This window comes from Parafilimonas terrae (assembly GCF_900115755.1).
In the GTDB taxonomy this organism is placed as follows: Bacteria; Bacteroidota; Bacteroidia; order Chitinophagales; family Chitinophagaceae; genus Parafilimonas; species Parafilimonas terrae.
Map to the genome: position 1 here is coordinate 20,640 of NZ_FOXQ01000012.1, position 25,867 is coordinate 46,506.

Here is a 25,867-nt window from a genome sequence, read left to right on the forward strand (position 1 = left end):
ATTTTTTAGAATTTAGCATTGATACCGAATGTGAATGTTTTTGCCTGCGGGATTGTATAGAAATCCTGCCCGCCGCCAATATTGCCCGTAGTTTGCGTATTCACTTCCGGGTCGCCTGGATATTTGGTGAAGGTTAACAGGTTGAATGCTGATGCATAAAACCTTAAAGAACTCAGGTGCAAACGCGTAACAAACGAAGAAGGCAAAGTATAACTGAGTGAAACATTCTTTAAACGTATGTAAGAACCATTATACAAGAAACGTGAAGAATTATCATATCCGGTTGCATAAAAATATCCGATGCGGGGAACGTTTGTTATATCCCCCGGTTTTTGCCAGGCCTTCAGCATATCTGTTGTTTCATTATCAAAACCATTGTAAAAGCCGGAGCTTTGGTAAGTGCCTGCTGCATTATACACTTTATTGCCCTGCACAGCCATAAAGAAGAAACTAAGATCAATGCCTTTGTAAGAAAGCGTATTGGTGATACCACCCGTCCAGTCAGGATTTGAATTGCCCAATGTAACCCTTGCAGCGCTGCCATAATCCGTTGTTGGCTTGCCATCTTCACCAAGATATTGTGCGTCGCCTGTTTCAGGATCAACGCCCAAATATTTCTGGCCATAAAATTCGCCGATTGGTTTGCCTTCTACGGCACGCTGTGTTAAGCTAAAACCGCTTTCTATAATCTGGCCGTCAATATCAAGCACTTTGTTTTTGTTATAAGCAGCGTTAACGGCAATATTCCACCTGAAATTTTTGGTACTGAAAGCAGTTGCATTCAAACCAATCTCAATGCCTTTATTTTCCATATTACCCAGGTTTTTTGTAATGGTGGTGTAACCTGTGGTTGCAGGAATATTTACATTAAGTAAAAGGTCTGATGTCTTCTTATAATAAACATCAACTTCACCGGAAAGGCGGTTATTAAAGAAACCGAAATCAAGGCCAACATCAGATTGGGCAGTTTTCTCCCACCTCAAATCTGGATTGGGCACTTGCGAAGCAATGTAACCCGGCAGTTCAGGGTAATTGCTGATGTTATATAAAGAATAATAGGAATTGTTACCAATTTCAGCATTACCGGTTAAACCCCAGCTTGCCCTTAGTTTTAAGAAACTAAGTGTATTGCTATTTGCCAGGAAATCTTCTTCGCTCAACACCCAGCCTGCTGAAAAAGCAGGAAAAATACCATACCTGTTATTAGGCCCAAACCTTGATGAGCCATCATCCCTCACGCTGGCAGTAAGCATGTATTTATCATTGAAAACATAATTAGCCCTTAAGAAATAAGAAAGGAAATTATAACGGTCGTTGGTGGATGTTGCAAACGTAATGGATGTTGCGCCACTAAGGTTTTGCACTTTGCCGGATGGCGCCTGCTCTGCATTGGTGAGCGATTGCTTTGTATCGTTCTGCAAATAACTCATGCCCAGTACGGCACTGAGTTTATGCTTATCGCCAAGCTTTGGCGTGAAAGTGAAATAATTATTAGTGTTGTATGATGTGGATAAGGCGATAATATTATTGGCCTTGCCAACACCGGCGCCATCTGTGGTGCGTTTATCCTGGAAAGCTTCCTGGTAAAGGTTTAATATATCCGCGCCAAACTCTGAACGGAAAGATAAAAAAGGCAACAAATTATAGTTTGCATATACATTGCCTACCGTGCGGTTGGAAACCTGCCTGTCTGAATTATATTTTGCATCAAACAAGCTGTTTGGATATAGAGTGTTGTTGTTCAACTCACCGGTTTCAGGATCGTACAGAGGCTGTATTGGTGGTAAGGCCACCAACTGTCCCGGCGTAGAAAAAGCATTATCGGTTGTAACGCGGTTAAGTTGAGAACGGTCAATCGCTATATTGATACCAAAAGATAATTTATCTGTCGGGCTATGTTCAAGGTTTATCCTGCCGCCATAGCGATAAAATTTATTATTGATAACAATGGCATCCTGCGTATTATAAAAACCGGAAGCAAAAAACCGTGTTTTGGCATCGCCGCCTGTTGCGGAAAGATTGATGGAATTGGAAGGCGCATTGCGGTTATACAATAAGCCCTGCCAATCTGTATTTATTTTATTATAATCTGCCCCGCCGGCAAGATCACTTAATGAAATACCATAAGTAGCATAAGCATCTGTATAATCTGCTATGGCCGTTTCAAGATCGGGGTAACCAGATATGTCATTATCAAGATCATACTGCGCATCGCTTTTTATAGCCATATTATACAGGTCAACATATTGTTTCCCATCTAAAAAATGGCGCAAACGTGCAGGATTGCTGAGACCTGTGTTGGCATCTAATTCAAATACTGTTTTCTGATTGTTGCGGCCTTTTTTGGTGGTTATCAATACAACACCGTTGGCAGCGCGTGCCCCATAAATAGCCGCCGCAGAAGCATCTTTCAGCACTTCCACAGATTCTATATCGTTGGGGTTTATATCTGCAAGCGGGTTGCTGGCATCATTAGTGGGGTCAGATAAACTCGAACTGGTTACCGGCAGCCCATCAATTACGTATAAAGGCTGGCTGTTGGCAGATATGGATGATGTGCCGCGTATCCTTACCTTAATGCCCTGCCCCAGTTTGCCGCTGCCAGATTCCACTACAACACCGGCAGCTTTACCCTGCAAAGCAGATTCAAAACTAGGCGCCGGAAAATCGCGGATATCTTTTGACCCGACTTTGACAATAGAGCCCGTAATTTCTTTTTTAATTGCCTGTCCATAACCAACCACTACCACTTCATTCAAACTTTTATCAGCGGTGGTTAACTGCACGTTCATTTCGTCTTTTACCGTAACCTCGGCATCGGCATAACCCACATAAGAAAAAATCAGCGTTTGCGTGGCTTCCGGTATAGTTATGGAGAAACTGCCATCCGTGCCGGATTGCGTGAGCGTATTGGAATTGCCGGCTTTAATGGTTACGCCGGGCAAAGGGTTATTATTAGCTGCATCTGTAACCGTTCCTTTAACTGTTCTTGTTTGTTGGGCATTAAGCTGTGCAGCAGCCAGCAGCAATAATGCCATCAGTGTAAGCTTAAACTTCATAGATCGAATCATTGATAATTAAAAATTAATTGGCGGCTGAATGAATTATCTCCGCCCGCAGCAAAAAATATGATCAGGTTGCTTGTTGTTAATCACAATTAAAACTGATTGAATTTCTTGTCCATCTACAAAGGACAAAAAAAGGGGCTGCATGCGCATGCTGGAATGGGCGGTAAATTTCTCAAACAGGAAATATTACTGCTAAAGCCGGATATAAGAAGGATGAAACTGAATGGCTAATTATGTGCATTTTTAGCAGGATGAGGCTCGCGGTTAAGCCGGGCATAAAGAGGAGGCAATAATTTTCTTTTCGCTGTTTTCGCGATAATTCTCGCTGCTTTCCCGGTTATTCTCGCTGTTTTTTTTGATTTTTTTCCTTAACTATTCACCGCAATCAACTGGTTCATTTGCACGAGCCTGAAATAAATGCCTTCTGCATTCATCAATGAATCGTGCGTGCCGCGTTCTGCTATTTCGCCTTTCTGCAAAACAATTATTTCATCTGCATGGCGAATGGTGGATAAACGATGGGCAATTACAACAGATGTGCGGTTCTGCATCATATTATTAATAGCATCCTGCACAAGCTTTTCGCTTTCGGTATCGAGAGAAGAAGTGGCTTCATCAAGAATTAATATGGGCGGGTTTTTTAAAATGGCCCTTGCAATGGTAAGCCGCTGCCTTTCGCCGCCGCTTAATTTACTGCCGCGGTCGCCAATATTCGTATTAAACTTTTCTTCTTTCTGCTGAATAAAATTATAGGCGTTTGCAATTTTAGCAGCGCTTTCAATGGCTTCAGCAGAGGCATCATGTTCGCCCAAAGCAATATTGCTGGCAATGGTATCATTAAACAAAATAGGCTCCTGCGTTACAATACTTATTTGTTCGCGCAGGCTTTGCAGCGAATAATCTTTTATGTTGATGCCATCTACCAAAATTTCACCGTCGCTCACATCGTGAAAGCGTGGAATAAGATCGGCCAGCGTGCTCTTGCCTGCACCCGAAGCGCCCACCAGTGCAATGGTTTTTCCCTTTTCAATTTTAAGATTGATGTTCTTTAAAATAGTTATATCATCATATCTGAAACTTACATTCCTGAATTCTATTCCATGCTTAAATTGTTCAAGCTTTTTACCATTAGGGTTATCATCCACCGTTACCGTTGCCCTTAAAACTTCTTCAATGCGTGTAATAGCGGCGCTGCCTTTTTGCATATTGCTAAATGAAGTGGATAAAGATTTTGCAGGCGTAATAATATTATAAAACAAACCAAGATAGCCCAGCAGTACAGAAGCTTCCAGCGGAATTCTTCCACTTAAAATGCCGCTGCCGCCATACCATAAAATAATAGCGAACATCATTACGCCAAGCAGCTCGCTCACCGGCGAAGCAAGGTCTCTTCTATAACCAATATGGTTTTTTGCATACAACAATTCATCATTCACTTTATAAAACCTTGAGCGCAAAATACCTTCGGCATTAAATGCTTTTATTACGCGCAGGCCGCTTAAAGTTTCATCTAAAATAGAAACCGATTCTCCCAGTTTTTCAGCAGCGAGGTTCGATTTCCGTTTTAAAGAGCGGCTTATTCTTCCAATTACAAAACCCATTACCGGTATTAATACAATCAGGAAAAGCGTTAACTGCGGGCTCATAAAAAAAAGGAAGCTAACATTAAGTATGATGGTGAGCGGATCGCGTATCCATCCTTCCAAAGTGCCTACAACTGAATTTTCAACTTCATTTACATCGTTGGTTATGCGGCTTATAACGTCGCCCTTTCTCTTCTCTGTAAAATAACCAATGGGCAATTGCAACACCTTATCGTATAATTCAATTCTTAAGCGGTTTACAATTTTATTTTTTAAAGGGTTGAGTATATACGATGCGAGGTATAAAAAAAGGTTTTTTAAAAGTATAGAAACAACAATAAAGATGCAGATAAATAAAAGCGTATTAAGCTTGCCGTAATTGTTTATTGAGCCGGTAAGCAGGTCTCTTATAAAATTTACAACCGGGTTGTTTGATTGCTTGGTGAGCTCGCCGAGAGAAGATGAGCCGCTGTTGAATATTAATTCCAAAAAAGGAATTAACATGCCAATAGATACAATTGAAAAAATAATAGCCAGTATGGAACAGATGAAATAAAGAACTATTTGAGGTATATAATTTTTGAGGTAAGCAAAAACCCTTGAGTATTTTTTCATTTATATAAATTGTTTAAACCAATGGGCGAAGCTATGATTGCAAAGGCATTTGTTTTGTTATAAATTGATAGTGCAAAGCCCAATTACTTATTTAGCGCTAATTTTACAACAAAGGTAATAGTATGGAAGAAGGTAAAAGACAAAAACAGGTGGCAGCGGTTATTGCAGAAGAAATGAATGATATTTTCAGAAGGCTGAACCTGAATATGATGAATGGCGGAATGGTTTCTATTTCTTCGGTTAAAATTACGCCCGACCTGCTTGAAGCAAGAATATATGTAAGCATGTACCAGGTACCGGACGAGAATGCGGCATTGAAAAAAATTGAGAACCATGCATGGGAAATAAAAAGAGAACTGGCCAGCCGCGTTAAGCACCAGCTGCGCCGCATACCGGTATTAAAATTTTATCTCGATGATACGCTTGACCATGTATTTAAAATGGAAGAATTATTCAAGCAGATAAATGAGGAAAAGAAAAACGAAACAAAAGATGAAAAAAATTAAAAAGAACTCAGCACTTGAACTTCCTCTTCGCCTGGCGCTACTTTAAATCAAAAAAATCCACCAATGCCATCAACATTATTGCGTGGATAAGCATGATTGCCATCATGGTAAGCACTGCAGCGTTAATCATTGTACTGAGTGTATTTAACGGCTTTGAAGACCTTGTAAAAAACCTGTATGGCGATTTTTATGCCGACATAAAAATCACACCAAAACAAGGCAAATTTTTTACGGCTGATACGGCTTTTATACAAAAAGTAAAATCTGTAAACGGGGTTAATCAATTAAGTTTTACTGTAGAAGAAAAAGCAGTGCTGGTAAATGGCAGCGATTACCAAACTATTGTTTTTTTAAAGGGTGTTGATAAGAATTATAATAACGTAAATAAATTATCGCATTATATAACGGATGGGAAATATGAGCTTGGAACGCCGGATGCGCCAGACATTGTTTCCGGTTCCGGCATTGCGAATGCCGTTGGCGCTTTTCCGGGTTTAGCGCAGCAGCCGCTTGTTATTTATTTACCCAACCGCAAAGCGAATACCTTCAACAGCCTTAATGCCATGCATTCTTTTGAAGTAAAGCCTGCAGGTATTTTTTCGGTGCAGCAGGAGTTTGATGATAAGTATGCTTTTACCAATCTTGCTTTCGTGCAATACATGCTCGATCTTACTGCAGATGAATATAGCAGCATGGAGTTATCGGCTAAGGATGCTGATAAAACAAATGATATAAAAAGACAATTACAAAAAATTTTGGGCGACCGTTTTATAATTAAAACAAGCTATGAACAGAATCAAAGTTTGTTTACGGTAATGCAAATTGAGAAATGGGTTATTTATGGTATTCTTTCGTTGATACTGGTTGTAGCGGCTTTCAATATGATTGGCGCATTAACCATGCTGGTACTGGAAAAAGAAAAAGATATAGCTGTGTTAAAAGCAATGGGCGCATCGGAAAAACGCATTCAAAATATTTTTTTAAGTGAAGGGTTTGTGCTTGCCGGCGCCGGCGGTTTTTTAGGCATGCTGATAGCTTTTATTATTTGCTTCATACAAATAAAATTTCAGCTTATTAAACTGGAAGGCGGCACGTTTATCATTAATTATTATCCCGTAAAAATGACTGCCCCGGATTTTATATTGGTTACGCTCACTATAATGATTATTGCCGTGCTGGCTTCATGGATACCCGCCAAAAAAGCCGCAGAACAGTTTTATTCGTTGAAAAGCTGAGAACAAGCTCCGTGGGAGTGATAATTGGTAGTAACAATAACCATCACATAATCCTCCCAAGCCCTGGCGGGCGGCATATAAAATGTCGCCTTTATAAGGCTCACTACATCAATCCCAACTCTGGTTGCTGCAATGTTTCCTTTAAATATTCAAGTTCTTCCGGTGTATTATACACCTGGTAAGAAATGCGCAGATATGTTTCACCGGCGCGCTGCATAACCGGTATTTCAATTTTATATTTATTGTATAAGGTTTCTTTTAGCTGAAATGGGTTTTCTGTTTGTATGGGTATGCTGCACATCTGCCCTGAAAATTCACCTGATAATTTACATAAAGGTTTTGTTTTAAGAAGTTCGCAAAACACAGGATATTGTTCCAGTATAGTTTGCCTGCAGGCTGCAAGCCTCTCTTTCATGTTATGCTCATCAAAAAATTTCATGATAGCAGGTATGGTTAAATAAGAAGTGGCATCCCTTGTTCCCTGCATTTCATTTTCTTCCAGGAATTTTGATTTGGTTGGCATGGCGGTTTCATAACCCCAGCTTATAATCAGCGGCTCAATGCTGTTTTGATAATCTTTATCAACATATAAAAAAGTGCAGCCCTTGGGACTTAACAGCCATTTATGTACAGTACCCGTATAAAAATCTGCTTTTAATTCTTTTATGTTTAATGGCACGTGCCCGGGCACATGCGCCCCATCAACGATGGCTATCAAACCTAATTCTTTGGCGCGGTCGCAAATTTCTTTTACCGGAAAAACAAGCGCTGTTGTGCTGGTGCAATGGCTAATGAATATGGCCCTCGTTCTTTCATTATAACCTTTCCAGAACTCCTCAATAAACTGCTCCTTTGATAATAATGGCAACGAGATATTTTGCCTGCGGTTTACAAAGCCATATTTCTTTGAATAGAAATCAAAGGTTTTATCCATAGCTCCATATTCATGATTAGTGGTTAACACTTCATCACCTTGTTTTAAGCCAAGGCTTTTTACCACCTGGTTAATAGCAGTTGTGGGATTTTGAAGAAAGAAAAAATCCTGTGCATCGCAATTAATATAAGCTGCCAGCATTTGTTTTGAAACCGCCAGCGCATCATAATATTTTTTGGTAAGAAATTGTATAGGCTCAGCTTCCAGGTCGCGCTGCCATTGCTGGTAACTTTCAAATATTGGTTTGGGGCAAGCGCCAAAAGAACCATGATTCAGAAATGTTATTCCAGGATTAAGCAGGAATTGTTCTTTTATATTATACATGTTGATTAAAAATTTTAAACGTTCAAATATCTGCCAATAAAAATTAAAGCATTTAAAAGCTGTTTGAGTTAATCATAAAAAGTGAGTGAAGAGTTGATGATTTATAGCTACAAGTGCACAAAAAAACCGCTCTGTTTAAAGCGGCTTTTTTATTAAAAAGGTTATGCTCTATATTATAAAGCCATCAGGCAGCACCGCATTCTTTTTTACAACCACAATACCGTCTTTTACAGTATATAAAGTATGGTCAACATTTTCAAGATGAGCGCCGCCATTAATACGTACATCGTTTCCTATTCTCACATTCTTATCAATTATGGCATTTTTTATATAACACCTGTCGCCAATACCAATACGCGGAACACCTTCCTTATTGTTATCTTCCATTTGTTCAAGCGTTTCATAAAAATCGTTACCCATTATATAAGAGTTAACGATGGTGCTGCCAATGCCCACACGTGAACGTATGCCCATCAACGTATTTTCAATGCGGCTGGCAAGCACAATACAACCTTCTGCAATCACCGTTTTTTCAAGCGTGGTTCCGCTTATTTTAGCAGGCGGCAGCATACGCGGCCTTGTATAAATAGGATGAGAACTGTCGAACAAATTAAATTCAGGAACGTCTGACGTTAATTCAATATTTGCTTCAAAGAAAGAATAAATATTTCCAATATCTGTCCAATAGCCATTGTATTGGTAACTTACTACTTTATGGGAAGATATGGAAGAAGGAATAATTTCTTTACCAAAATCGGTTGCATCGGGGAATTTATTCAGCAACAATTCATTCATCAGTTTCCTGGTAAAAATATAAATACCCATAGAAGCAAGATAAACCCTTCCTTTCCGCTGCATTTCATCGCCGGTATCGCTTACCCATTCACCCAAAACATCTGCCTTTGGTTTTTCCACAAAAGATGTGATATTATTCTCTGCATCTGTTTTCATAATACCAAACTCGGTGGCTTCACGCGCTGCAACAGGAATTGTAGCAATAGAAAGATCGGCCCCTGAAGCAACATGGTTATCGAGCATTTCCACAAAATCCATTTGATACAACTGGTCGCCGCTAAGCACGAGCACATATTCAAAATCGTTATTGCGAATATGCCTTAACGACTGGCGCACTGCATCTGCTGTGCCCTGGTACCAGCCTGCATTATCTGGCGTTTGTTCCGCAGCCAGTATATCCACAAAGCCTGAACTGAAATGACTGAACAGGTAAGTGTTTTTTATGTGTTTATTTAATGATGCCGAATTGAATTGCGTTAATACAAATATCCTGTTGATATTAGAGTTGATACAATTGCTGATGGGAATATCAACAAGGCGGTATTTGCCTGCAATAGGAACGGCCGGTTTTGAACGGGCTGCTGTTAAAGGATATAATCTTGTGCCTGCGCCTCCTCCGAGAATTACTGCTATAACTGACTGTGCATAGGATGTCATATATGGGTAGTTTTGTATAAATGTATAAAAGTATTTTCAACAAATTTTAGTCCGGTTAAATCTTAATACCCTGATAAATATTAAAATATTGCTGTACCGATTTTTCCCAGCTGTTATCAATCTGCATCATGTGTTTGCGCATGCGGGTAAGACTTTTCTTATCATCATAATATAATCCTACAGCACGGCTTACGGCATGCACAATATCGCCAACAGAAGCCTGGTTAAAGCGTATGCCCCAACCCTGCCAGTCGCCCATATCAGTAACGGTATCAATTAATCCTCCCGTACTTCTTACCATGGGTACGGTGCCATAGCGCATTGAATACATCTGGTTAAGGCCACAGGGTTCAACACGGCTTGGCATTAATAAAAAATCGGCGCCGGCATACATGCGATGGCTGAGCGCTTCGTTGTAGCCAATCATAACATTGTAACTGCCGGGAAAAGTATCGAGCAATTGTTTGAGCTGCCATTCCACATCCGGATCGCCGCTTCCCAGCACTAAAAAATTTACATAGCCCTGCATGCCGTATAAAGATGATGCAATGGCATCAGGCAAAAGGTCGGCAGCCTTCTCTCCTACCAATCTTCCAATAAAAACAATTAAAGGTTTTTGCGGATCGAGGTTAAACTCCTTACACAATGCTTCTTTGTTTTTTTGCTTGCCCTTATCAACATCTGCAACCTTATAACTATGCTCTATAAACTTATCCGTTTCTGGGTCCCACACTTCTGCATCAATGCCATTTAATACACCGGAGCATTTACCACGTTCATATTCAAACAAAGCCTCAAGCCCGTTAGAGTTCCAGCGCAGTTCTTCCATATAACTCCAGCTTACTGTATTTACCCGCCATGCATTTTTTACAGCCGAAGCCAGCGGGTTTATTACGCCGCCCCATTCAAGCAGGCCGCCTTTCCAGGTATCCCATGCAGGAATAAAACGGCTTTGGTCCCAGTTCATCCATCCCTGGTATTGTGCGTTATGAATGGTAAGTACTGTGGGTATGGACGCCAGCCTGTTGTACTGGTAACAATATTTCATCATGAAAGGAACAAGCCCTACATGGTAATCGTGGCAATGAACAATATCAGGTTTATGTTCCCATTGATCAAGCCAATTGATGACTGCGATTTGAAAAGCTACGTAGCGCTGCGTATCATCATCATAACCATATATATTTTCACGGTCGAGCAGGCCATTTATATCTACGAGGTAAAGATCAAAACCAAGTGTATTATGCCGTTCTTTTATAATGGTATAATCAAACCACCAATTATCAAGATTAGCCCTTCCTTTAAAATCAACATCCCAATCATTGGCAATTAAAAATTTTGTGCGGTGCATTGGCATTATAACTTTTGCATAATGCCCGGCCTTAACCTGGTACTTGGGCAAAGCGCCAACCACATCGCCCAAACCGCCGGCTTTTGCAACCGGGTAACATTCAAAACTCAGGTGAACTATTTCCATGCAGCAATTATTTCTACGTTAGGTTTTTCTTACGCTACCAAATTAACAACTATATTGAAAGAGCAAAATAATTTTTAATACAACCTGATAATTTAAATTGTACTTATCTTACGCCACTTTTATAATTTATTCAATGATTGTTAAATGAGCCAGCAAACCAAATGGTCGCAATTCAGTGTTTTAATTACCGTATTTTTCTTCTGGGGTTTTGTAGCAGCATCTAACGATATTCTTATACCCGTTTTTAAAGACAAGCTGCATCTTTCACAACTGCAATCGCAAATGGTTTCATTTGCATTTTATGTGGCTTATACAGTTGGCTCAGTCATCTATTTTATTATTTCAAAAGCCACCGGCGGCGATATCTTAAACCGCATTGGTTTTAGAAATGGTATTTCATTAGGCCTTGTAATTTCTGCATTAGGCACATTGCTGTTTTATCCTGCTGCACAAACCGCTTCATTCACCATAATGATAACCGGCCTGTTTATAGTAGGGCTTGGTTTTTCGCTGCAGCAAACAGCGGCTAATCCATTGGCAATTGTTATGGGCGATCCTAAAACAGGCGCACAGCGTTTAAGCCTTGCGGGAGGCATTAATAATTTTGGAACAACTATCGGGCCTTTGCTGGTGAGCTTTGCCATCTTTGGCAGCGTAACCGCCAATACCGAAGCTGTGGCAAGCATTGAAAGTGTAAAAACACCTTATCTTATTTTAGGCGCCGTGTTTATATTGGTTGCCATCATCTTCAGGTTCTCATCTGTTCCCAATAAAATTGATCTTGATAAAGTTGCCGCAGAAGAAGCGGATAATGTTAATAAGGTTGAGCATGAAAGAAGTGTTTTTAGTTACCCGCAGCTTATTATGGGCATGATAGGCATTTTTGTGTATGTGGGTGTTGAAGTGGCTACGGCTTCTAACCTTCCTGCGTTTTTACAGAAAGACCTTGATATCTCCACTGATAAAGTTGCACCGTTCATTTCGTTATACTGGGCAAGCCTTATGATTGGAAGATGGACGCAATCTGTTGGCGCATTTGATTTAAGCAAAGGCGCAAAGCAGGTATTGCGTTTCTTTATGCCTTATATAGCATTCGGTGTTTTTATATTGGTGAATGTAATCGCCAATCACGATGTAACGCCTTTTTATTATTATCCGTTTGTTATTGTTGCCATGATCGCCGGCGATATATTAAGTAAGGGCAACCCGGCAAGATTGCTTTTAATATATTCAAGCTTTGGCATAATTGCTTTGTTTATTGGAATGCTTACCAAAGGAATGGTTAGCGCTTACGCGTTTATGAGCGTAGGTTTATTCTGCTCCACTTTATGGCCGTGTATTTTTACACTTGCCATTGCAGGGCTTGGCAGGCATACCAATGAAGGCGCCAGCTTCCTTATTATGATGATTATGGGTGGTGGTATTGTGAGCCTGCTGCAGGGTTTTCTTGCAGATAATGTCTTAGGCATTCAATGGAGTTACCTCGTGGGTGTATGTTGCTTTCTTTACCTTGCCTTTTATGCAATAAGGGTTAAGGCTGTTCTTAAAGCACAAGGCATAGATTATGACCATCTTGAAAGTAGTGGCGGACATTAATACAGGTTACTATTAATATCGTATATTGTATTTCATAATTAAGCACTTAAAAAATTAAGGATCAGGGATCGAAAAATCATAAACCAGAAATTTTAATTATGGCTTCTTCTAAGGCGGCAGTTGAACCGTTGGCAGTAGGAATTGATATCGGCGGTACAGGAACCAAGTACGGAATTGTTGATCATGTAGGTAATGTTTTGTTTTCAGGTTCTATGTCAACAAAAAAACATGCGAAAGTTGAAACGTTTATTGATGAACTGCACAAGAAGGTAACAGAACTCATAGAGAAAGCAGGCGGCGCCGGCAGAATGAAGGGCATTGGCGTTGGCGCTCCTAACGGCAACTTTTATACAGGCACGGTTGAATACGCTCCAAACCTGCCCTGGAAAGGTATTATACCGCTTGCCAAGCTGCTGAACGATAAATTTAAACTCCCGGTTATTTTAACCAATGATGCCAATGCAGCCGCTGAAGGTGAAATGATTTATGGCGCAGCCAAAGGCATGAAAGATTTTATAATGATAACGCTGGGCACGGGCGTAGGCAGCGGCATTGTGGCCAATGGAAAATTAATTTATGGCCATGATGGTTTTGCAGGCGAGCTTGGGCATACAATCGTTATACCCGACGGACGATTACATCCCGGAACCGGCAAAAAAGGTTCACTTGAAAGCTATGCATCTGCAACAGGAGTTCGCGCTACCACGCTCGAGATGCTTCAAAATACTAAAACACCAAGTTCTTTAAGAAATATAGCCGCTGAAGATATTGACTCTAAAAAAGTATATGAAGCTGCTATTGCAGGCGATGAACTTGCACAAAAAGTATATGAATTTACAGGAAGGATACTTGGCCTTGCACTTGCTAATGCTGTAATGTTTTCAAGCCCTGAGGCAATTATATTGTTTGGCGGCTTAACAAAAGCCGGAGAACTTATTTTAAAGCCAACCCGCGAAAGCATGGAGGCCAATCTTATAAAAATATTTGAGAATAAAATAAAGATATTGGTAAGCCATTTAAAGGAATCTGACGCTGCCATACTTGGCGCCAGCGCCCTTGCCTGGGAAGTTAACTAAAGTGCGTGGTGCGTTGTAAATAGTGAGTAGGCAATTTGCGAATATTATGCAATTCATTGCCGGCTTTTAATTTTTTTCTTCCCCTTCGCGGCACAGGCTGTTAAAGTATTTTGCCTTTTCAATGCAGCCATTATAAGAGCTTGGCTTAATTACGTAAGAATGCGCCCCTAATTTCAGGCTTTGCTCTTTTTCAATATTATTTACAGAAGTGGAATAAATGATTACGGTAATATCTTTAAGTTTTTCGTTCTGCTTTAATATTTTCAATACCTGCGTGCCATTTAGCCTGGGCATGTTTAAATCAAGCAGAATAACAGAAGGCAGTTTATCATCTGGTAAATCTTCAAGATAATGCAGTGCTGTTTCGCCGCTATCGGCATAGCAGGCAACATCAGGCACGCCAATTTCGGTAAACATATCCTGCATCAGCATCCTGTCTTCCGCATCGTCATCAACCATTAATATTTTCTTTGCTTCAGGCATTGCTTTATCAATATTAAACTGAACTGAGATTAATTGTAATAATAAAAATTATTTTATAATAACGTCAGTAATAGCCTTTTCCCGTAAAGCCTCGTTTACCCTTTCAATTATTTTTGGTTTTTGATAAACAAGTTCCTGCTTTAATGCAGCCACTGCAGTATAAACAAAAAGTGTGTTATTAATTATCTGAATTTTATCGGTATAGCGTGCAATCGTCTTCCCCATCACCTCTTCCCAAATACTTTCAATTTGCACAGCTCTTAAGCCGCTTCTAAGATTACTCTTGTTTAAGAAATCTTTTAATGCATCCCCTAATTGCAATTGAGCCATGGTGCCAAATTAAATTATTTAACTGCCATTACTGGTTATTCGCCATTTCACTGTTTTTCACAGTGCTCTTTAATTTGTTTTTGAAAACCTTTTCAAATTTTTCAACCTTGGGCGCTATTACCAGGCGGCAATACATCTGGCCCGGGTTATAATCATAATATTGCTGATGATAATTCTCTGCAACATAAAAATTCTTATAGGGCTCGATAGCCGTAACAATGGGCTTATTAAAAACATTACTGTCGTTTAATGCTGTTTTATAATGCTCCGCTTTTTCTTTTTGTTCTTCTGAATGGTAAAATATCACACTTCTGTATTGCGGCCCAACATCATTACCCTGGCGGTTCAAAGTGGTGGGGTCATGTGTTTTCCAGAAAACTTCCAGCAACTCATCATAGCTTATTACAGATGGGTCATACACCACCTGGCAGCATTCTGCATGGCCGGTAGTGCCGGTGCAAACTTCTTCATACGTTGGATTGGGAACAGAGCCGCCGCTATAACCGCTCATAACTCTTATAACGCCATTCAATCGCTGAAAAATGGCTTCGGTGCACCAGAAACAGCCTGTTCCAAAACTGGCTGTATCAGTGGCTGCTGTTGTTGTAACTTTTTGTTCATTCATACTTGTGGCAGATTGAGAATTATGCCCGGCACAGGATGAGAGAGAAAACACACCTGCGAAGCCAAGCACAGATAAACTAAAAAGATGGGTGATGTTCAGAAGCATGTTGCAAATAACGTTTTAGTTGCCAGTAAAACAAGTTAATTAACAAATGCCCAATCGGGTCATTATAAAAGCAGTAACATAGGCAGTTTAACTTTTCTTTTAAAATTTCGTTCAGCTAACATTTCCATCTAAATTCTTACAGCAACATTAAGCAATTATCTTTGCCGGTTATGGCAGAAGAAAAATCTTTAAATTTTTTAGAAGAAATAATAGAGCATGATTTGAATGCCGGTAAGCATGTTTCCATCGTTACACGCTTTCCGCCTGAGCCCAATGGCTACCTGCACCTGGGCCATGCCGCAAGCATTTGCCTGAATTTTGGCCTTTCAAAAAAATACGGCGGTTATACTAATCTGCGGTTTGATGATACCAATCCCACAACAGAAGAAACAGAATACGTTGAGAATATAAAGAATGATGTGCGCTGGTTAGGCTTTGAATGGAAACATGAATTATACGCTTCCGATTATTTTGAACAGCTTTACCTTTTTGCAATAAAGCTTATAAGAGAAGGTTATGCTTACGTGGATGACAACAACAGTGAAACCATTGCTGCTGAAAAAGGCACGCCAACCACGCCGGGCACAAACAGCAAATACCGCAACAGAAGCGTTGAAGAAAACCTGCAATTGTTTGAAGAAATGAAGGCTGGAAAATATAAAGATGGCGAACGCGTATTGCGGGCAAAGATTGATATGGCGCATCCCAATATGCTCATGCGTGATCCCGTTATTTACCGCATTAAACATGCACACCATCACCGCACAGGCGATAACTGGTGCATTTACCCGTTGTATGATTTTGCGCACGGGCAAAGTGATTCCATAGAGCATGTAACGCACAGTATCTGCACGCTGGAATTTGTGCCGCACCGCGAATTATATGATTGGTTTATTGAGAAGCTTAATATCTATCCATCACGCCAGTATGAATTTGCCAGGCGCAACATCAGTTACACTATAATGAGCAAGCGCAAGTTGCTTCAATTGGTAAATGAAAAATATGTTGACGGCTGGGACGACCCGCGCATGCCCACTGTCAGCGGCCTGAGAAGAAGAGGTTATACTGCTGCGTCCATAAGGGATTTTTGCGACCGCGCAGGCATTGCCAAAAGGGAAAATGTTACAGAACTGAGCCTGCTTGAGTTTTGCGTGCGGGAAGACTTAAACAAAATTGCATTGCGCAGGATGGTGGTATTCAATCCCATAAAAGTTGTGCTAACCAATTACAATGAAGATAACGAATTTGTAAGTGTTGAAGATAACCCGGAAGATGCCAATGGCGGTTTCCGTGATGTGCCATTCAGCAAAGAATTATATATAGAAAGGGATGACTTTATGGAAAACCCGCCAAAGAAATTTTTCCGTTTGTTTCCTGGCGGCATGGTGCGTTTAAAGGGCGCTTACATTATTAAATGCGATGAGGTGGTGAAAGATGATGCCGGCAATATCATTCAGCTTAATTGCTCTTATATTCCCGAAAGTAAAAGCGGCAACGACACCTCAAACATAAAAGTAAAAGGCACGTTGCATTGGGTAAGCGTTGCGCATGCAATAACGGCTGAAGTAAGATTGTATGACCGTTTATTTAAGGTGGAAGACCCTTCCGGCGAAGCAGGCGATTTCAAAGATTACATCAATGAAAATTCACTGGAAATAATTCCTGCGGTATATGCAGAACCTGCATTAAAAAATGCAGTGCAGGATGAGCGCTATCAATTCTTACGCAAAGGATATTTTGCCTTGGATAAATACTCCACTGAAGAAAAGCTCATCTTCAACAGAACAGTTACTTTAAAAGATACATGGGCTAAAGAGCAGCAAAAAAATAGTTAAGTAAATTAGAACCAAAGTAAAAGGGGCGAATATTTTATTTGCCCCTTTTACTTTAATGCCATTTATAATTTTAATGAATGGATTTAAACAACCGGTTCCATCGCGGCCCTTTGTCCCAGCTAAACCATATTAAAGAAGCCTTGCCCACAATATGTGTTTCGGGCACAAAACCCCAGAAACGGCTGTCCTGGCTGCGGTGGCGGTTATCTCCCATCATCCAGTAATAGTTATATTTAAATGTATAATTATTGGTGGGTTTGCCATTGATAACATAACTGCCATTGGCATATTCCAGCTTATTATGTTCATACGTTGTAATAAGCCTTTCATACAAAGCAATATTCTGCGGCGTTAATGTAATAGTTGCCCCGGCTTTGGGAATTTGCAGCGGCCCGTAATTATCAAGCGACCATCTAAAATTAGCCGTATCAAACGGAAATGTATGCGTGGTTACATCGGTTAGTGCATAGATTGAAATGCTCTTAACATTGGGCTGTCGTTTTACAATAGCGGCCTTTTCCGGCGTAAGGTTCATGTAATATATTTTCTGGCTGGCGTCCACCTGCACCTGGTCGTTGTTCTCAATATCCATATCCAAAGAATCCTGTAAAAACTGCGGGCTGAAAATAGTGCCATTCGTTTCAACCATATAATCAATCTGCGAAGCCGGCGCCACAAAGGCCGGCTGGTTATTTACATACAATACACCCTCTTTGTTTTGTATCACATCGCCCGGCACACCCACACATCGTTTTATATAATTATCGGTTTTATCAAAAGGATGAACAATAACCGGGTAGGTAGCATTTAAAGCATCGCGGTTGCCATTAAACTGCTCACGCAATACATCATAATACAAAATCTTGCTGCCATACCCTTCCAGGTTAATGATGGTATCGCCCGCAGGCACATTAAACACCACCACATCATTTCTTTTTATGGATGTATAACCCGGCAACCGTTTATAAGGCAGTTCTATCCATTTTAAATAAGATGGCGTTGTGGGCATGCCCGGCATAGTATTATGCACAAAGGGAAAGCTTAACGGCGTTGCCGGAAGCCTTGCACCATAACTCCATTTACTTACAAACAGGAAGTCATTTATAAGCAAGGTTTTCTCCATACTTTCAGAAGGTATGGTATAAGCTTCAAAAATAAAAGTGCGTATAAGCGTTGCAGCCACCACGGCAAAAACAGCGGCATCAACCCATTCCCTTGCCGCAGATTTTTTATAATGCTTCATTACTTCTTTACCGCCCCATCTTACATCTTTCGAAAAACCGATATAAGGCAGATAGATAAAAGGCAGGAATACCAGCGCAGCATGCTGCAAAAGGGTGAATTGCCCGAAGTGCATTACAAAAATGATGGTTATCCATATGGTAACAAACTGGCCCAGGATTGGAATAAACTGCAACCAGAACCAAACTTTTTTTATACCTGTTACTTCAACCATGCACCAGGTATTATAAAACGGCACAAAGGCTTTCCACGAAGCAATACCAGCTTTTTTAAACAAGCCATAAACACCTATATGCCAGCCAATGGTTCCGATTATAAATAAGATCCAACCCATAATTTTATTTTAAAGGCAACAAAAATAATGTTCTAATTATGCAACTGCAATTAAGCAAAGTAAAGTTTTCTTAAATATGTTTAGCGTTTATAATACAATGCAGCCGGTTATTGCAAGGTAAATCCAGGGAGTAAGATGATGAATAATAAACAAATTCAGCATTATTTTTTGAATGATAATCCTTCAGCCTGTAAAGCTTCTTTAAGTTTTGGAATAGAAGATGGCCCCATGCCATGAAAAGATAATACAGCCTTTTCCGTAAGCTGCGAAAGCTTCTTCAAACTATTGATGCCATTGCTTTCCAAAGCACGCCTTGCGGGCGCAGGCAGCATTGATAAGAAATTATTTTGAAGCAAAGCTTTTTGTTGTTTTGATTTACCGGTTTCCGCAGCGGCAGCTTTTTTAGTTGATTGCTTACTTGTTTTCTTTAAAGCCTTTTCCATATTTTCTGCCACCCTGAATGCAACAATCTTTGTTATAAGTTCAAGCGGCAATGGCTTATCCAGCGGAAACTGAACAGAACCTTTTGCGCCGGCATACACACTCAGCTCTTTTTTAAACGCTTCAATACCGGATGGCGCCGGGTAAAACCCAATATGATTTTTATATCCTGCAAAATGCACAAGGTTACCGTTTAATGTAAATGTGGGCATAGCATAACTAATCGTTTCTGCTGCCTGCGGCGCAGCCTTTTTAATAGTACTGCGCATTTGCTTTAAAAGCTTTTGCACATTGCTTGGAAATGCTGAAATATATTCATCAATGTTTTTAGCAACCGGCATTATACATGGTTATTTAAAAAGTAAGCTACATTAAAATTTTAAATTATTGCCGATGCAAAAACACAGCGTCACAAACTGTTGCTGCTAACCTGCCCGCATGATGGAACGTTAAATGTTTCTGAATGTAAAAACATTTTTTAAACCGGCATTTAAGGCTTTCGTCAAGGCAACAAATTTTTTTATTTATGAAAAAGAATCTTTTATTAATTGCCTGTGCAATGTTCTCACTTTCCGTTTTTGCACAAACTCCCTTCACTGCATCCAAAAACCATAAACCCGCCACCCAAACCACCGCGGTGAAAAATGATGAAGCCGCCACCGCCAGTTCCAAAGCCACCTTAGCAAGCGATAAGGCTAAGAAGAAAGAAGACGCTGCTAAAAAATCTTCCGCTACTGTAAAGAAGCAAGACAAAAAGCAGGTAAAAGCCGACAAGAAAGCCGTTAAATCAACCAAAAAGATTGAAAAGAAAGATAAGAAAGCAGCTTCATCTGCAAGCCCGGCCTCTAAACAATAATTAAGCAGCTAACAGTTACAATGAAAAAGGCCGTTTCAGATTTTTTGTTTGAAACGGCCTTTTTTATTTACAGATATTTCGGTTGGTGGAACGCCAACCGATAAAGAAATGCATATTGATGAAGCGAAAGCTAAGCGAAGTTTGCAACTTCGCTTGTGGTATGCTGAAGTTTTAAACTTTTTTGTGTATTGCTTTAATGCTGAAGAAAAGTTACAAACTTTAATATAGAGACGGCGAAGTTGCAAACTTCGCCGAGACTTCCGGAATACTTCGACGAGCTGAGTTTCATTATTGCGAAAAATAAATCCCTCAACAATATTTGCTATTTTACTTTCAGCAATTCTATCCAAAATGTCCCCTTGCTTCGGCACTTCATGCAGCCCGGCAGTTCTTATGGTTGGTGGGAGTTGTAACATCGTCATAAAAGTTGCGTTAACCTATTAATTTATGTTATATAATATGAACCTGTAAAAGCATTTTATATTATCCCCACATCGTTCCATCATTCCAGGTATTCATAAAGCTTTTTTCTGTCTGTTTCATCTAAAATGGGCGATTGTATTAATACCCGGCGGAAATTGCTTTTATCTTTTTTTGAAAGTTTTAGTTTCTCTTTTGGATCATAAGTAAATGCAGAACTGCTGTCTTTAAGACAAAATACACCGGCATTATTAAAACCATATGTAAAATGTTCTATACCCACCTGGCAACCATTACAAAGCCCATTCCAGTAGCTATAACGCGTTAGTATTAACGAAGTATCTGTAAACAAACACTCCGTTGTCATAATAGTTGCATCTTCATGGTCAGCCAATACTTCATTTAATTTAAAGTTTAATATACAATTGTTGGCTTCATCAAACAATAAAAGGGTTTCATCTTCAGGATAAGGTTCCGGGTCATGCATAACAAAGCTGCCATTAAGGCTTCCTGCAACGGCTTTAATTCTTTTATAATATATATTTCCTTTTTTGAATTTCAACGTACCCGCATAGGTTATGGTATCGACATATATGTGCTGCGCCATGCTGCCGGAAAGTGCAAACGCACCAATGATGGTTAAAAATGCAATCCTCATATAACCCGAAAATCCCTGTTTCATCATAATTCAATTTGCGTAGTTGGTGTTCTGCCTGTTTTATCCAAATTCTTGTTCGTTAATCTGTCGAACCTGTTCATTTTTTCAATTATTTTATTCATTTTTCTGCATTTTTAATTCATTTATTCGATTATTCTGTTCATTTTTCCGTCTTTTTTATTCATTTATCAGCTTATTTTGTTCATTTTTCCGACATTTTTATTCATTTTTCTGCTTATTCTGTTCATTTCTTTGGCTATTTAATTCATTTTCCTGCTTGCTTTATTCATTTAATGCGCACTTAATGCCGTAAATTTTGCTTCAATAAGTGTTGACGGGTTTACAACAGTCACAGTGCTATAACCTTTTACAAGTCCAAACTGCTCGCCCACATGTATGATGCTTGGTGTTCCTGTAGTTGTTTCCCCTTTGTATAAATGAATGTCAACTGTACCAATATTGGTAATACTACCGCCTACAATTAACCCAGCGTAAACCGAAGTTTCCCCCGGTTTCAGTTTACTCGTCCGCAACCTCGCCTTTTGCGTGTTTTCATCCACCACAAAACCCCAGTTGCCCAGCGCTTTTTGGTTGTTACTGAACAATTTCATTAAGTAATTACCTATTGTTTTTATGTGCGTCAGCACAGGCATCCAAATTTGGTTACGCAGTTCCGTTTCATTCTCGCTTTGCTGGGCGGTTGCGGTAAAGCTGGTGTTATTTGTAGTAGCTTGTTCCACCAATGCGCTGTCTGCATCCAGGTTTATGTTTTGCAGCGTGAGAAAAGGCTGCAAAGGGCTGCTGTTATCGGGGTAACTGTTGTGTTTGGCGGTGAAAGTAATGAACACCGCACTGCGTTGTGTGAAGGCGGCGGGGTAATTCACTTTGCCGCTGTCGGTAATGGTTATGCCCCAGTTGCCCAGTTCTTTGGTATTGCCTTTATAAAAGGTTTTCAGGAACTGAACACTGCCGGTAAGGTGCGCCCAGGGCGCCGTAAAATAATTATCGCGCAACTGGCGGTAATTTTCACTTTGCTTTTTAAGCAGGGCGCGGGCAGCATCGTGCGTTTGTGCCGCTGTGGCCGCCGCTTCATCGTTGGTTAGCACAATATTTTGCTGCACCAGGAAAGCGGTGAGCGGGCTGCTCGTGCCAAGCGCCGTGTTTTGGGCAATAATATTGTTGAGGAGTGTAACCTGGCTGTTAAAGTCCTCGGGAATAGTTAGTCGTGCCATAATAATGGATTGTTGGTTTAGTGATATAATAGGTTTGCAGGTATATGTTTGGCCTGGGTTATTTAAATCGTTAGTTGATAACCAAATTTAGAAATTTATTGAATATAAAAATTTATTTTTTTTGCCACAGATGCACAGATAAATATCTGTGCATCTGTGGCTATACTTCAATTATAATCATTCTTAAAAACGAACATTCCACGTAATGGCGGGAATAATGGGGAACAGCGACACCTGTTTGGCCGAAACCTTTAAACTGCCGTCGGTAAGGGAGCCATCCTGGTCAAAATAGTAGAAATATGGGTTTTGCCGGCTGTAAGCATTGTAAATGCTAAACACCCAACTGCCTTTATACTTGCGCGGTTTCTTTTGTTTGGGCGTATAAGTGGCTGCAAGGTCAAGGCGGTGGTAAGGTTTCATGCGATAAGCATTAATGGTGCTGAATTCCTGCGTAAGCGTGCCATCCACAAAGTAAAAACGCTCCGGCAGCGAGGTGGCATTGCCCGTACCAAAAACAAAAGTGGAAGAAAGTTTCCATTTGGACGAGAGCTCATAAATGCCCACAATGGAAAGATCGTGGCGGCGGTCGTATTTGCTGGGATATTTATTGCCTTCATTCAATGCCGGGAAGCGCCGCCACGTCCAGGAGAGCGTATAACCCACCCAGCCGGTAAGCCTGCCTTTTACTTTATTAATAAACAGCTCGCTGCCATAGCTCCAGCCCTTTCCAAACACAAAACTTTCCTCGGGATCGGCCAAACCGGGCGTATATCCCTCTTTATATTCTATCTGGTGCTTCATTGTTTTGTAATAAACCTCCAGTGATGTCTCAAACATGTTGCTGGCAAAGTTTCTAAAGTAGCCCGCAGCGTATAAAATGCCATCCTGCGGCTGCACCCGGTAAGTAGAAGGTACCCAAATATCGGTGGGCAAGGTGGTTCCGGCATTGCTCACGAGGTGTATGTACTGAAGGTTGCGCGTTACGGAAGCTTTTATGGAACTATTGTTATTAACCCCGTAACGAATGGTAATCCTCGGCTCAAAACCGCTGTAAGTTTTCACGTTCCGGCCGCGGTTATACACGGTGCTGTCCAGTTTATTGCCATTGGCATCAGTAGTAAAGGCTGTATAAGGGCCCACCTGCTGAAAAGCGCTGAAACGCACGCCGTAATTGATCTTAATATGGTTGGTTACGTCCCAATCATCCTGTATATACAGGCCAAATTCGTTGGCAAACTTGCGTTGCGTGTTGGCCGGGGCAAAAACAATGGAATCCTGGCTGCCGCTGGCAACGCTGGGGAAGAAAGTATGGTAGATATATTGCCCGCCAAACTTTATTTTGTGCGAAGTAGAGGCAAAATAGTCCACATCGGCCTTGGCGCTCCAGTCTTTAATGCCGGAAGAAAGGCCAATTTTGAAATCATCCTGTTTGCCAAGGAAATCAAACTTATAATCATTGTAAATAAGGGAAACATTGGAGAATAATTTCTTGCTGAAACTGTGGTTCCAGCGAAAAGTGGCCGTGCTGTTGCCCCAGGGAATGGTGGTGCTGAACGAACGAAGGGCATTATTGAACTTAAACTTGTCCCTTCCGAAATAACCGCTCAGATAAAGGTGGTCATTATTGGAAATTTGATAGTTAACCTTGGCATTCAGGTCATAAAAATAGTAGCCCGAACCATAATAGCTGCTGCTTTTCTTAATAAATGGCTGCATCAGCACATCAATATATGTTCTCCTGGCAGAAATAATGTAAGAAGCCTTGTTTTTAATGATGGGGCCCTGTATAGAAAAGCGGGATGCTATTAAACCAATGCCTGCATCCACCTGTGTTTTGTTTACATTGCCCTCTTTCATGGCAATATCAATAACGGAAGAGAGCCTGCCGCCATATTGCGGGGGCATTCCGCCCTTAATTAAGCTGAGGTTCTTCACCGCATCGGAATTAAACACCGAAAAAAAGCCAAAAAGGTGGCCGCTGTTATATACCACGGCCTCATCTAATAAAATAAGGTTCTGATCGGGGCCGCCGCCGCGTACATAAAAGCCGCTATTGCCCTCGCCGGCGTTGCGCACGCCCGGTAATAGCTGTAATGTTTTAAGAATATCCGTTTCGCCCATAAAAGCAGGCAGGGATTTCACCGTATTAATGCTTAAATCCACCTGCCCCATCTGTGCGCTCTTTACATTGTTCAGCCTTTTTTGCGCGGCGGTGGTTACCACCACATCCTGCATGGCGGCGGCGGTGGGCACGAGCAGAATATCCTGCGAAACATCTTTACTAAAATCCGCATCAATCACTTTTGGGGTGTAACCAACGAAGGAAAAGATGAGTTTATAATTACCGGCGGGCAAAGTGATGGAAAAATAGCCGTATTGATTGGTGGCCACGCCACGATTTTCGCTGTTTACCAGTATGCTGGCGTTAATTAAGGTTTCTCCGGAGAGGGAATCCTTCACATAACCCTTCCAGGTGAATTTTTGCTGCGCAAAAAGCTGCGAAGCAGTGAGCAATAAGGTAAGAATAAAGGCTGCCCGCATAATTTACTGTTGCATATTATTGATGGAGTCTTCAATAATACCGCATTCCAGCATGGCATTCCTGTATTTAGGATGAAACTTGCCCAAATAAGGGTTATCAATGTCTTTTTTGGTTGAAATCCACCAGCCTTCACGCTCATCGTCAAAAGCCATGGGGCATTTTTTATGATAAATAACCGCTTTATCGTAACCGGTTGTTTTTATAAGGTGATAAAGGCCTTCAGATGCGGTGTAAAAAAAGCGGCGCTTGTTATTAATAGAGTCAATGTTGATTAAAGTTTGCAATGCACCGGCAGCATTTTGGGCAATGCCGGTGGCTTTGGAGGCTGCGTCCTCATCGGGCATTTGTTCGTAAGGCACACTTATTAAAGAAAGCTGCAAAGCGGTGGCATATTTATCGACGGCAACGGTGTCCCAGTTAATAAAAGCCGTGAGCAGGCTGTCGTAGTTCACCATTACGCTGTCAAAAGCCACATTAAAGGAGTCGGTGTTTTTGCTTACGGATATTTTTACGTCAGGCGTTTTATTTTCCGCAGGTTTATTGTTGCAGGCCATTATTATAAACATGAAAAACAAAGCGGTAACGGCATATTTCAATTGCATTATCTACAGGTTTTTGGCAAAGGTAACGGCAAACTTATTTAAGGTCACCTTTTAACGGGCATTCGCATGTTTGCCACTGTTTGTTTGCCATAATAAGGCTTACGGAAGGCTCTGTTTGATAAGTTTTATTATAGCCACAGATGCACAGATAATATCTGTGCATCTGTGGCTATCACTTTCTGATTCAATAATTGTCAAGCCTGGGCGGGTTACGGGAAATCCCGGAAATCTTTCCCGATATAAAGGGTAATAGTTCAAAACAGCTTCTAACCCATAAGCACATTTTTTCATATTTT

The 25,867-nt window shown here is 40.7% G+C and carries 21 protein-coding genes; 6 read left to right on the top strand and 15 right to left on the bottom strand.

The features are described 5' to 3' along the window. Positions 1-5: 5 nt before the first annotated feature. Together BM015_RS16780 and BM015_RS16785 are read right to left on the bottom strand one after the other, a co-directional pair. Positions 6-3,059: a SusC/RagA family TonB-linked outer membrane protein gene (locus tag BM015_RS16780; RefSeq protein WP_090661250.1), complete on the bottom strand. Its 3,054-nt coding sequence runs from the start codon at positions 3,057-3,059 to the stop codon at positions 6-8. Positions 3,060-3,436: 377 nt separating this feature from the next. Next, positions 3,437-5,266, bottom strand: coding sequence for an ABC transporter ATP-binding protein (locus tag BM015_RS16785; protein WP_090661253.1), 1,830 nt, complete (start codon positions 5,264-5,266; stop codon positions 3,437-3,439). A 122-nt stretch (positions 5,267-5,388) separates the two neighbouring features. Between BM015_RS16785 and rbfA the strand changes: the two genes are divergently transcribed. After that, positions 5,389-5,772 carry a 30S ribosome-binding factor RbfA gene (gene rbfA / locus BM015_RS16790; RefSeq protein ID WP_090661257.1) on the top strand — a complete coding sequence of 128 codons (384 nt, stop codon included), beginning with the start codon at positions 5,389-5,391 and terminating at the stop codon, positions 5,770-5,772. A gap of 14 nt (positions 5,773-5,786) precedes the next feature. Next, the gene (locus tag BM015_RS16795) at positions 5,787-7,007 is read left to right on the top strand and encodes an ABC transporter permease (RefSeq protein ID WP_090661260.1); all 1,221 of its coding nucleotides are present in this window, start codon (positions 5,787-5,789) and stop codon (positions 7,005-7,007) included. A gap of 103 nt (positions 7,008-7,110) precedes the next feature. On the opposite strand, the gene BM015_RS16800 is transcribed toward BM015_RS16795, so the two are convergent. From BM015_RS16800 to BM015_RS16810, 3 genes are all read right to left on the bottom strand, one after another. After that, positions 7,111-8,265 carry an aminotransferase class V-fold PLP-dependent enzyme gene (locus BM015_RS16800; protein WP_218148527.1) on the bottom strand — a complete coding sequence of 385 codons (1,155 nt, stop codon included), beginning with the start codon at positions 8,263-8,265 and terminating at the stop codon, positions 7,111-7,113. A 168-nt stretch (positions 8,266-8,433) separates the two neighbouring features. Then, the gene (locus BM015_RS16805; RefSeq protein ID WP_090661263.1) at positions 8,434-9,717 is read right to left on the bottom strand and encodes a glucose-1-phosphate adenylyltransferase; all 1,284 of its coding nucleotides are present in this window, start codon (positions 9,715-9,717) and stop codon (positions 8,434-8,436) included. 55 nt (positions 9,718-9,772) lie between these two features. After that, positions 9,773-11,194: a glycogen synthase gene (locus BM015_RS16810; RefSeq protein ID WP_090661266.1), complete on the bottom strand. Its 1,422-nt coding sequence runs from the start codon at positions 11,192-11,194 to the stop codon at positions 9,773-9,775. Positions 11,195-11,338: 144 nt separating this feature from the next. Between BM015_RS16810 and BM015_RS16815 the strand changes: the two genes are divergently transcribed. Next, entirely contained in the window at positions 11,339-12,790 is a 1,452-nt protein-coding gene (locus BM015_RS16815) for an MFS transporter (protein ID WP_090661269.1), read from the top strand. A gap of 98 nt (positions 12,791-12,888) precedes the next feature. Beyond that, the gene (locus BM015_RS16820; RefSeq protein WP_090661272.1) at positions 12,889-13,866 is read left to right on the top strand and encodes an ROK family protein; all 978 of its coding nucleotides are present in this window, start codon (positions 12,889-12,891) and stop codon (positions 13,864-13,866) included. A 66-nt stretch (positions 13,867-13,932) separates the two neighbouring features. Here the strand turns inward: BM015_RS16820 and BM015_RS16825 are convergent, their stop codons facing one another. The 3 genes from BM015_RS16825 to msrA are packed head-to-tail and all read right to left on the bottom strand — an operon-like array spanning position 13,933 to position 15,409. Continuing rightward, entirely contained in the window at positions 13,933-14,349 is a 417-nt protein-coding gene (locus BM015_RS16825) for a response regulator (protein ID WP_090661276.1), read from the bottom strand. Positions 14,350-14,397: 48 nt separating this feature from the next. Then, positions 14,398-14,679 (bottom strand): DciA family protein, encoded by a 282-nt coding sequence (locus BM015_RS16830; RefSeq protein WP_090661279.1) that lies wholly within the window; start codon positions 14,677-14,679, stop codon positions 14,398-14,400. A 28-nt stretch (positions 14,680-14,707) separates the two neighbouring features. Further along, entirely contained in the window at positions 14,708-15,409 is a 702-nt protein-coding gene (msrA, locus tag BM015_RS16835) for a peptide-methionine (S)-S-oxide reductase MsrA (protein WP_090661282.1), read from the bottom strand. A gap of 170 nt (positions 15,410-15,579) precedes the next feature. Here msrA and BM015_RS16840 point away from each other — a divergent pair, with 170 nt between their 5' ends. After that, positions 15,580-17,244 carry a glutamine--tRNA ligase/YqeY domain fusion protein gene (locus BM015_RS16840; RefSeq protein WP_090661285.1) on the top strand — a complete coding sequence of 555 codons (1,665 nt, stop codon included), beginning with the start codon at positions 15,580-15,582 and terminating at the stop codon, positions 17,242-17,244. A 70-nt stretch (positions 17,245-17,314) separates the two neighbouring features. Here BM015_RS16840 and BM015_RS16845 read toward each other — a convergent pair whose 3' ends face one another. Next, positions 17,315-18,820 carry a S26 family signal peptidase gene (locus BM015_RS16845; RefSeq protein ID WP_090661288.1) on the bottom strand — a complete coding sequence of 502 codons (1,506 nt, stop codon included), beginning with the start codon at positions 18,818-18,820 and terminating at the stop codon, positions 17,315-17,317. Between the two features lie 161 nt (positions 18,821-18,981). Then, complete coding sequence (locus BM015_RS21895) at positions 18,982-19,602, bottom strand: DUF1801 domain-containing protein (RefSeq protein WP_090661291.1); 621 nt, start codon at positions 19,600-19,602, stop codon at positions 18,982-18,984. 185 nt (positions 19,603-19,787) lie between these two features. Between BM015_RS21895 and BM015_RS16855 the strand changes: the two genes are divergently transcribed. Further along, positions 19,788-20,117 carry a hypothetical protein gene (locus BM015_RS16855; protein ID WP_090661292.1) on the top strand — a complete coding sequence of 110 codons (330 nt, stop codon included), beginning with the start codon at positions 19,788-19,790 and terminating at the stop codon, positions 20,115-20,117. A gap of 35 nt (positions 20,118-20,152) precedes the next feature. Here BM015_RS16855 and BM015_RS21435 read toward each other — a convergent pair whose 3' ends face one another. From BM015_RS21435 to BM015_RS16880, 5 genes are all read right to left on the bottom strand, one after another. Further along, positions 20,153-20,533 (bottom strand): hypothetical protein, encoded by a 381-nt coding sequence (locus BM015_RS21435; RefSeq protein ID WP_177191945.1) that lies wholly within the window; start codon positions 20,531-20,533, stop codon positions 20,153-20,155. A gap of 86 nt (positions 20,534-20,619) precedes the next feature. Continuing rightward, positions 20,620-21,222, bottom strand: a complete 603-nt coding sequence (locus BM015_RS16865) for a hypothetical protein (protein WP_143075905.1) — start codon at positions 21,220-21,222, stop codon at positions 20,620-20,622. 263 nt (positions 21,223-21,485) lie between these two features. Beyond that, entirely contained in the window at positions 21,486-22,427 is a 942-nt protein-coding gene (locus tag BM015_RS16870; RefSeq protein WP_090661300.1) for a hypothetical protein, read from the bottom strand. Positions 22,428-22,610: 183 nt separating this feature from the next. Beyond that, positions 22,611-24,968: a TonB-dependent receptor gene (locus BM015_RS16875; protein ID WP_090661303.1), complete on the bottom strand. Its 2,358-nt coding sequence runs from the start codon at positions 24,966-24,968 to the stop codon at positions 22,611-22,613. A 3-nt stretch (positions 24,969-24,971) separates the two neighbouring features. Then, a complete protein-coding gene (locus BM015_RS16880; protein WP_090661306.1) occupies positions 24,972-25,571 on the bottom strand; it encodes a DUF3347 domain-containing protein in 600 nt (199 codons plus the stop codon). Positions 25,572-25,867 lie beyond the last annotated feature (296 nt).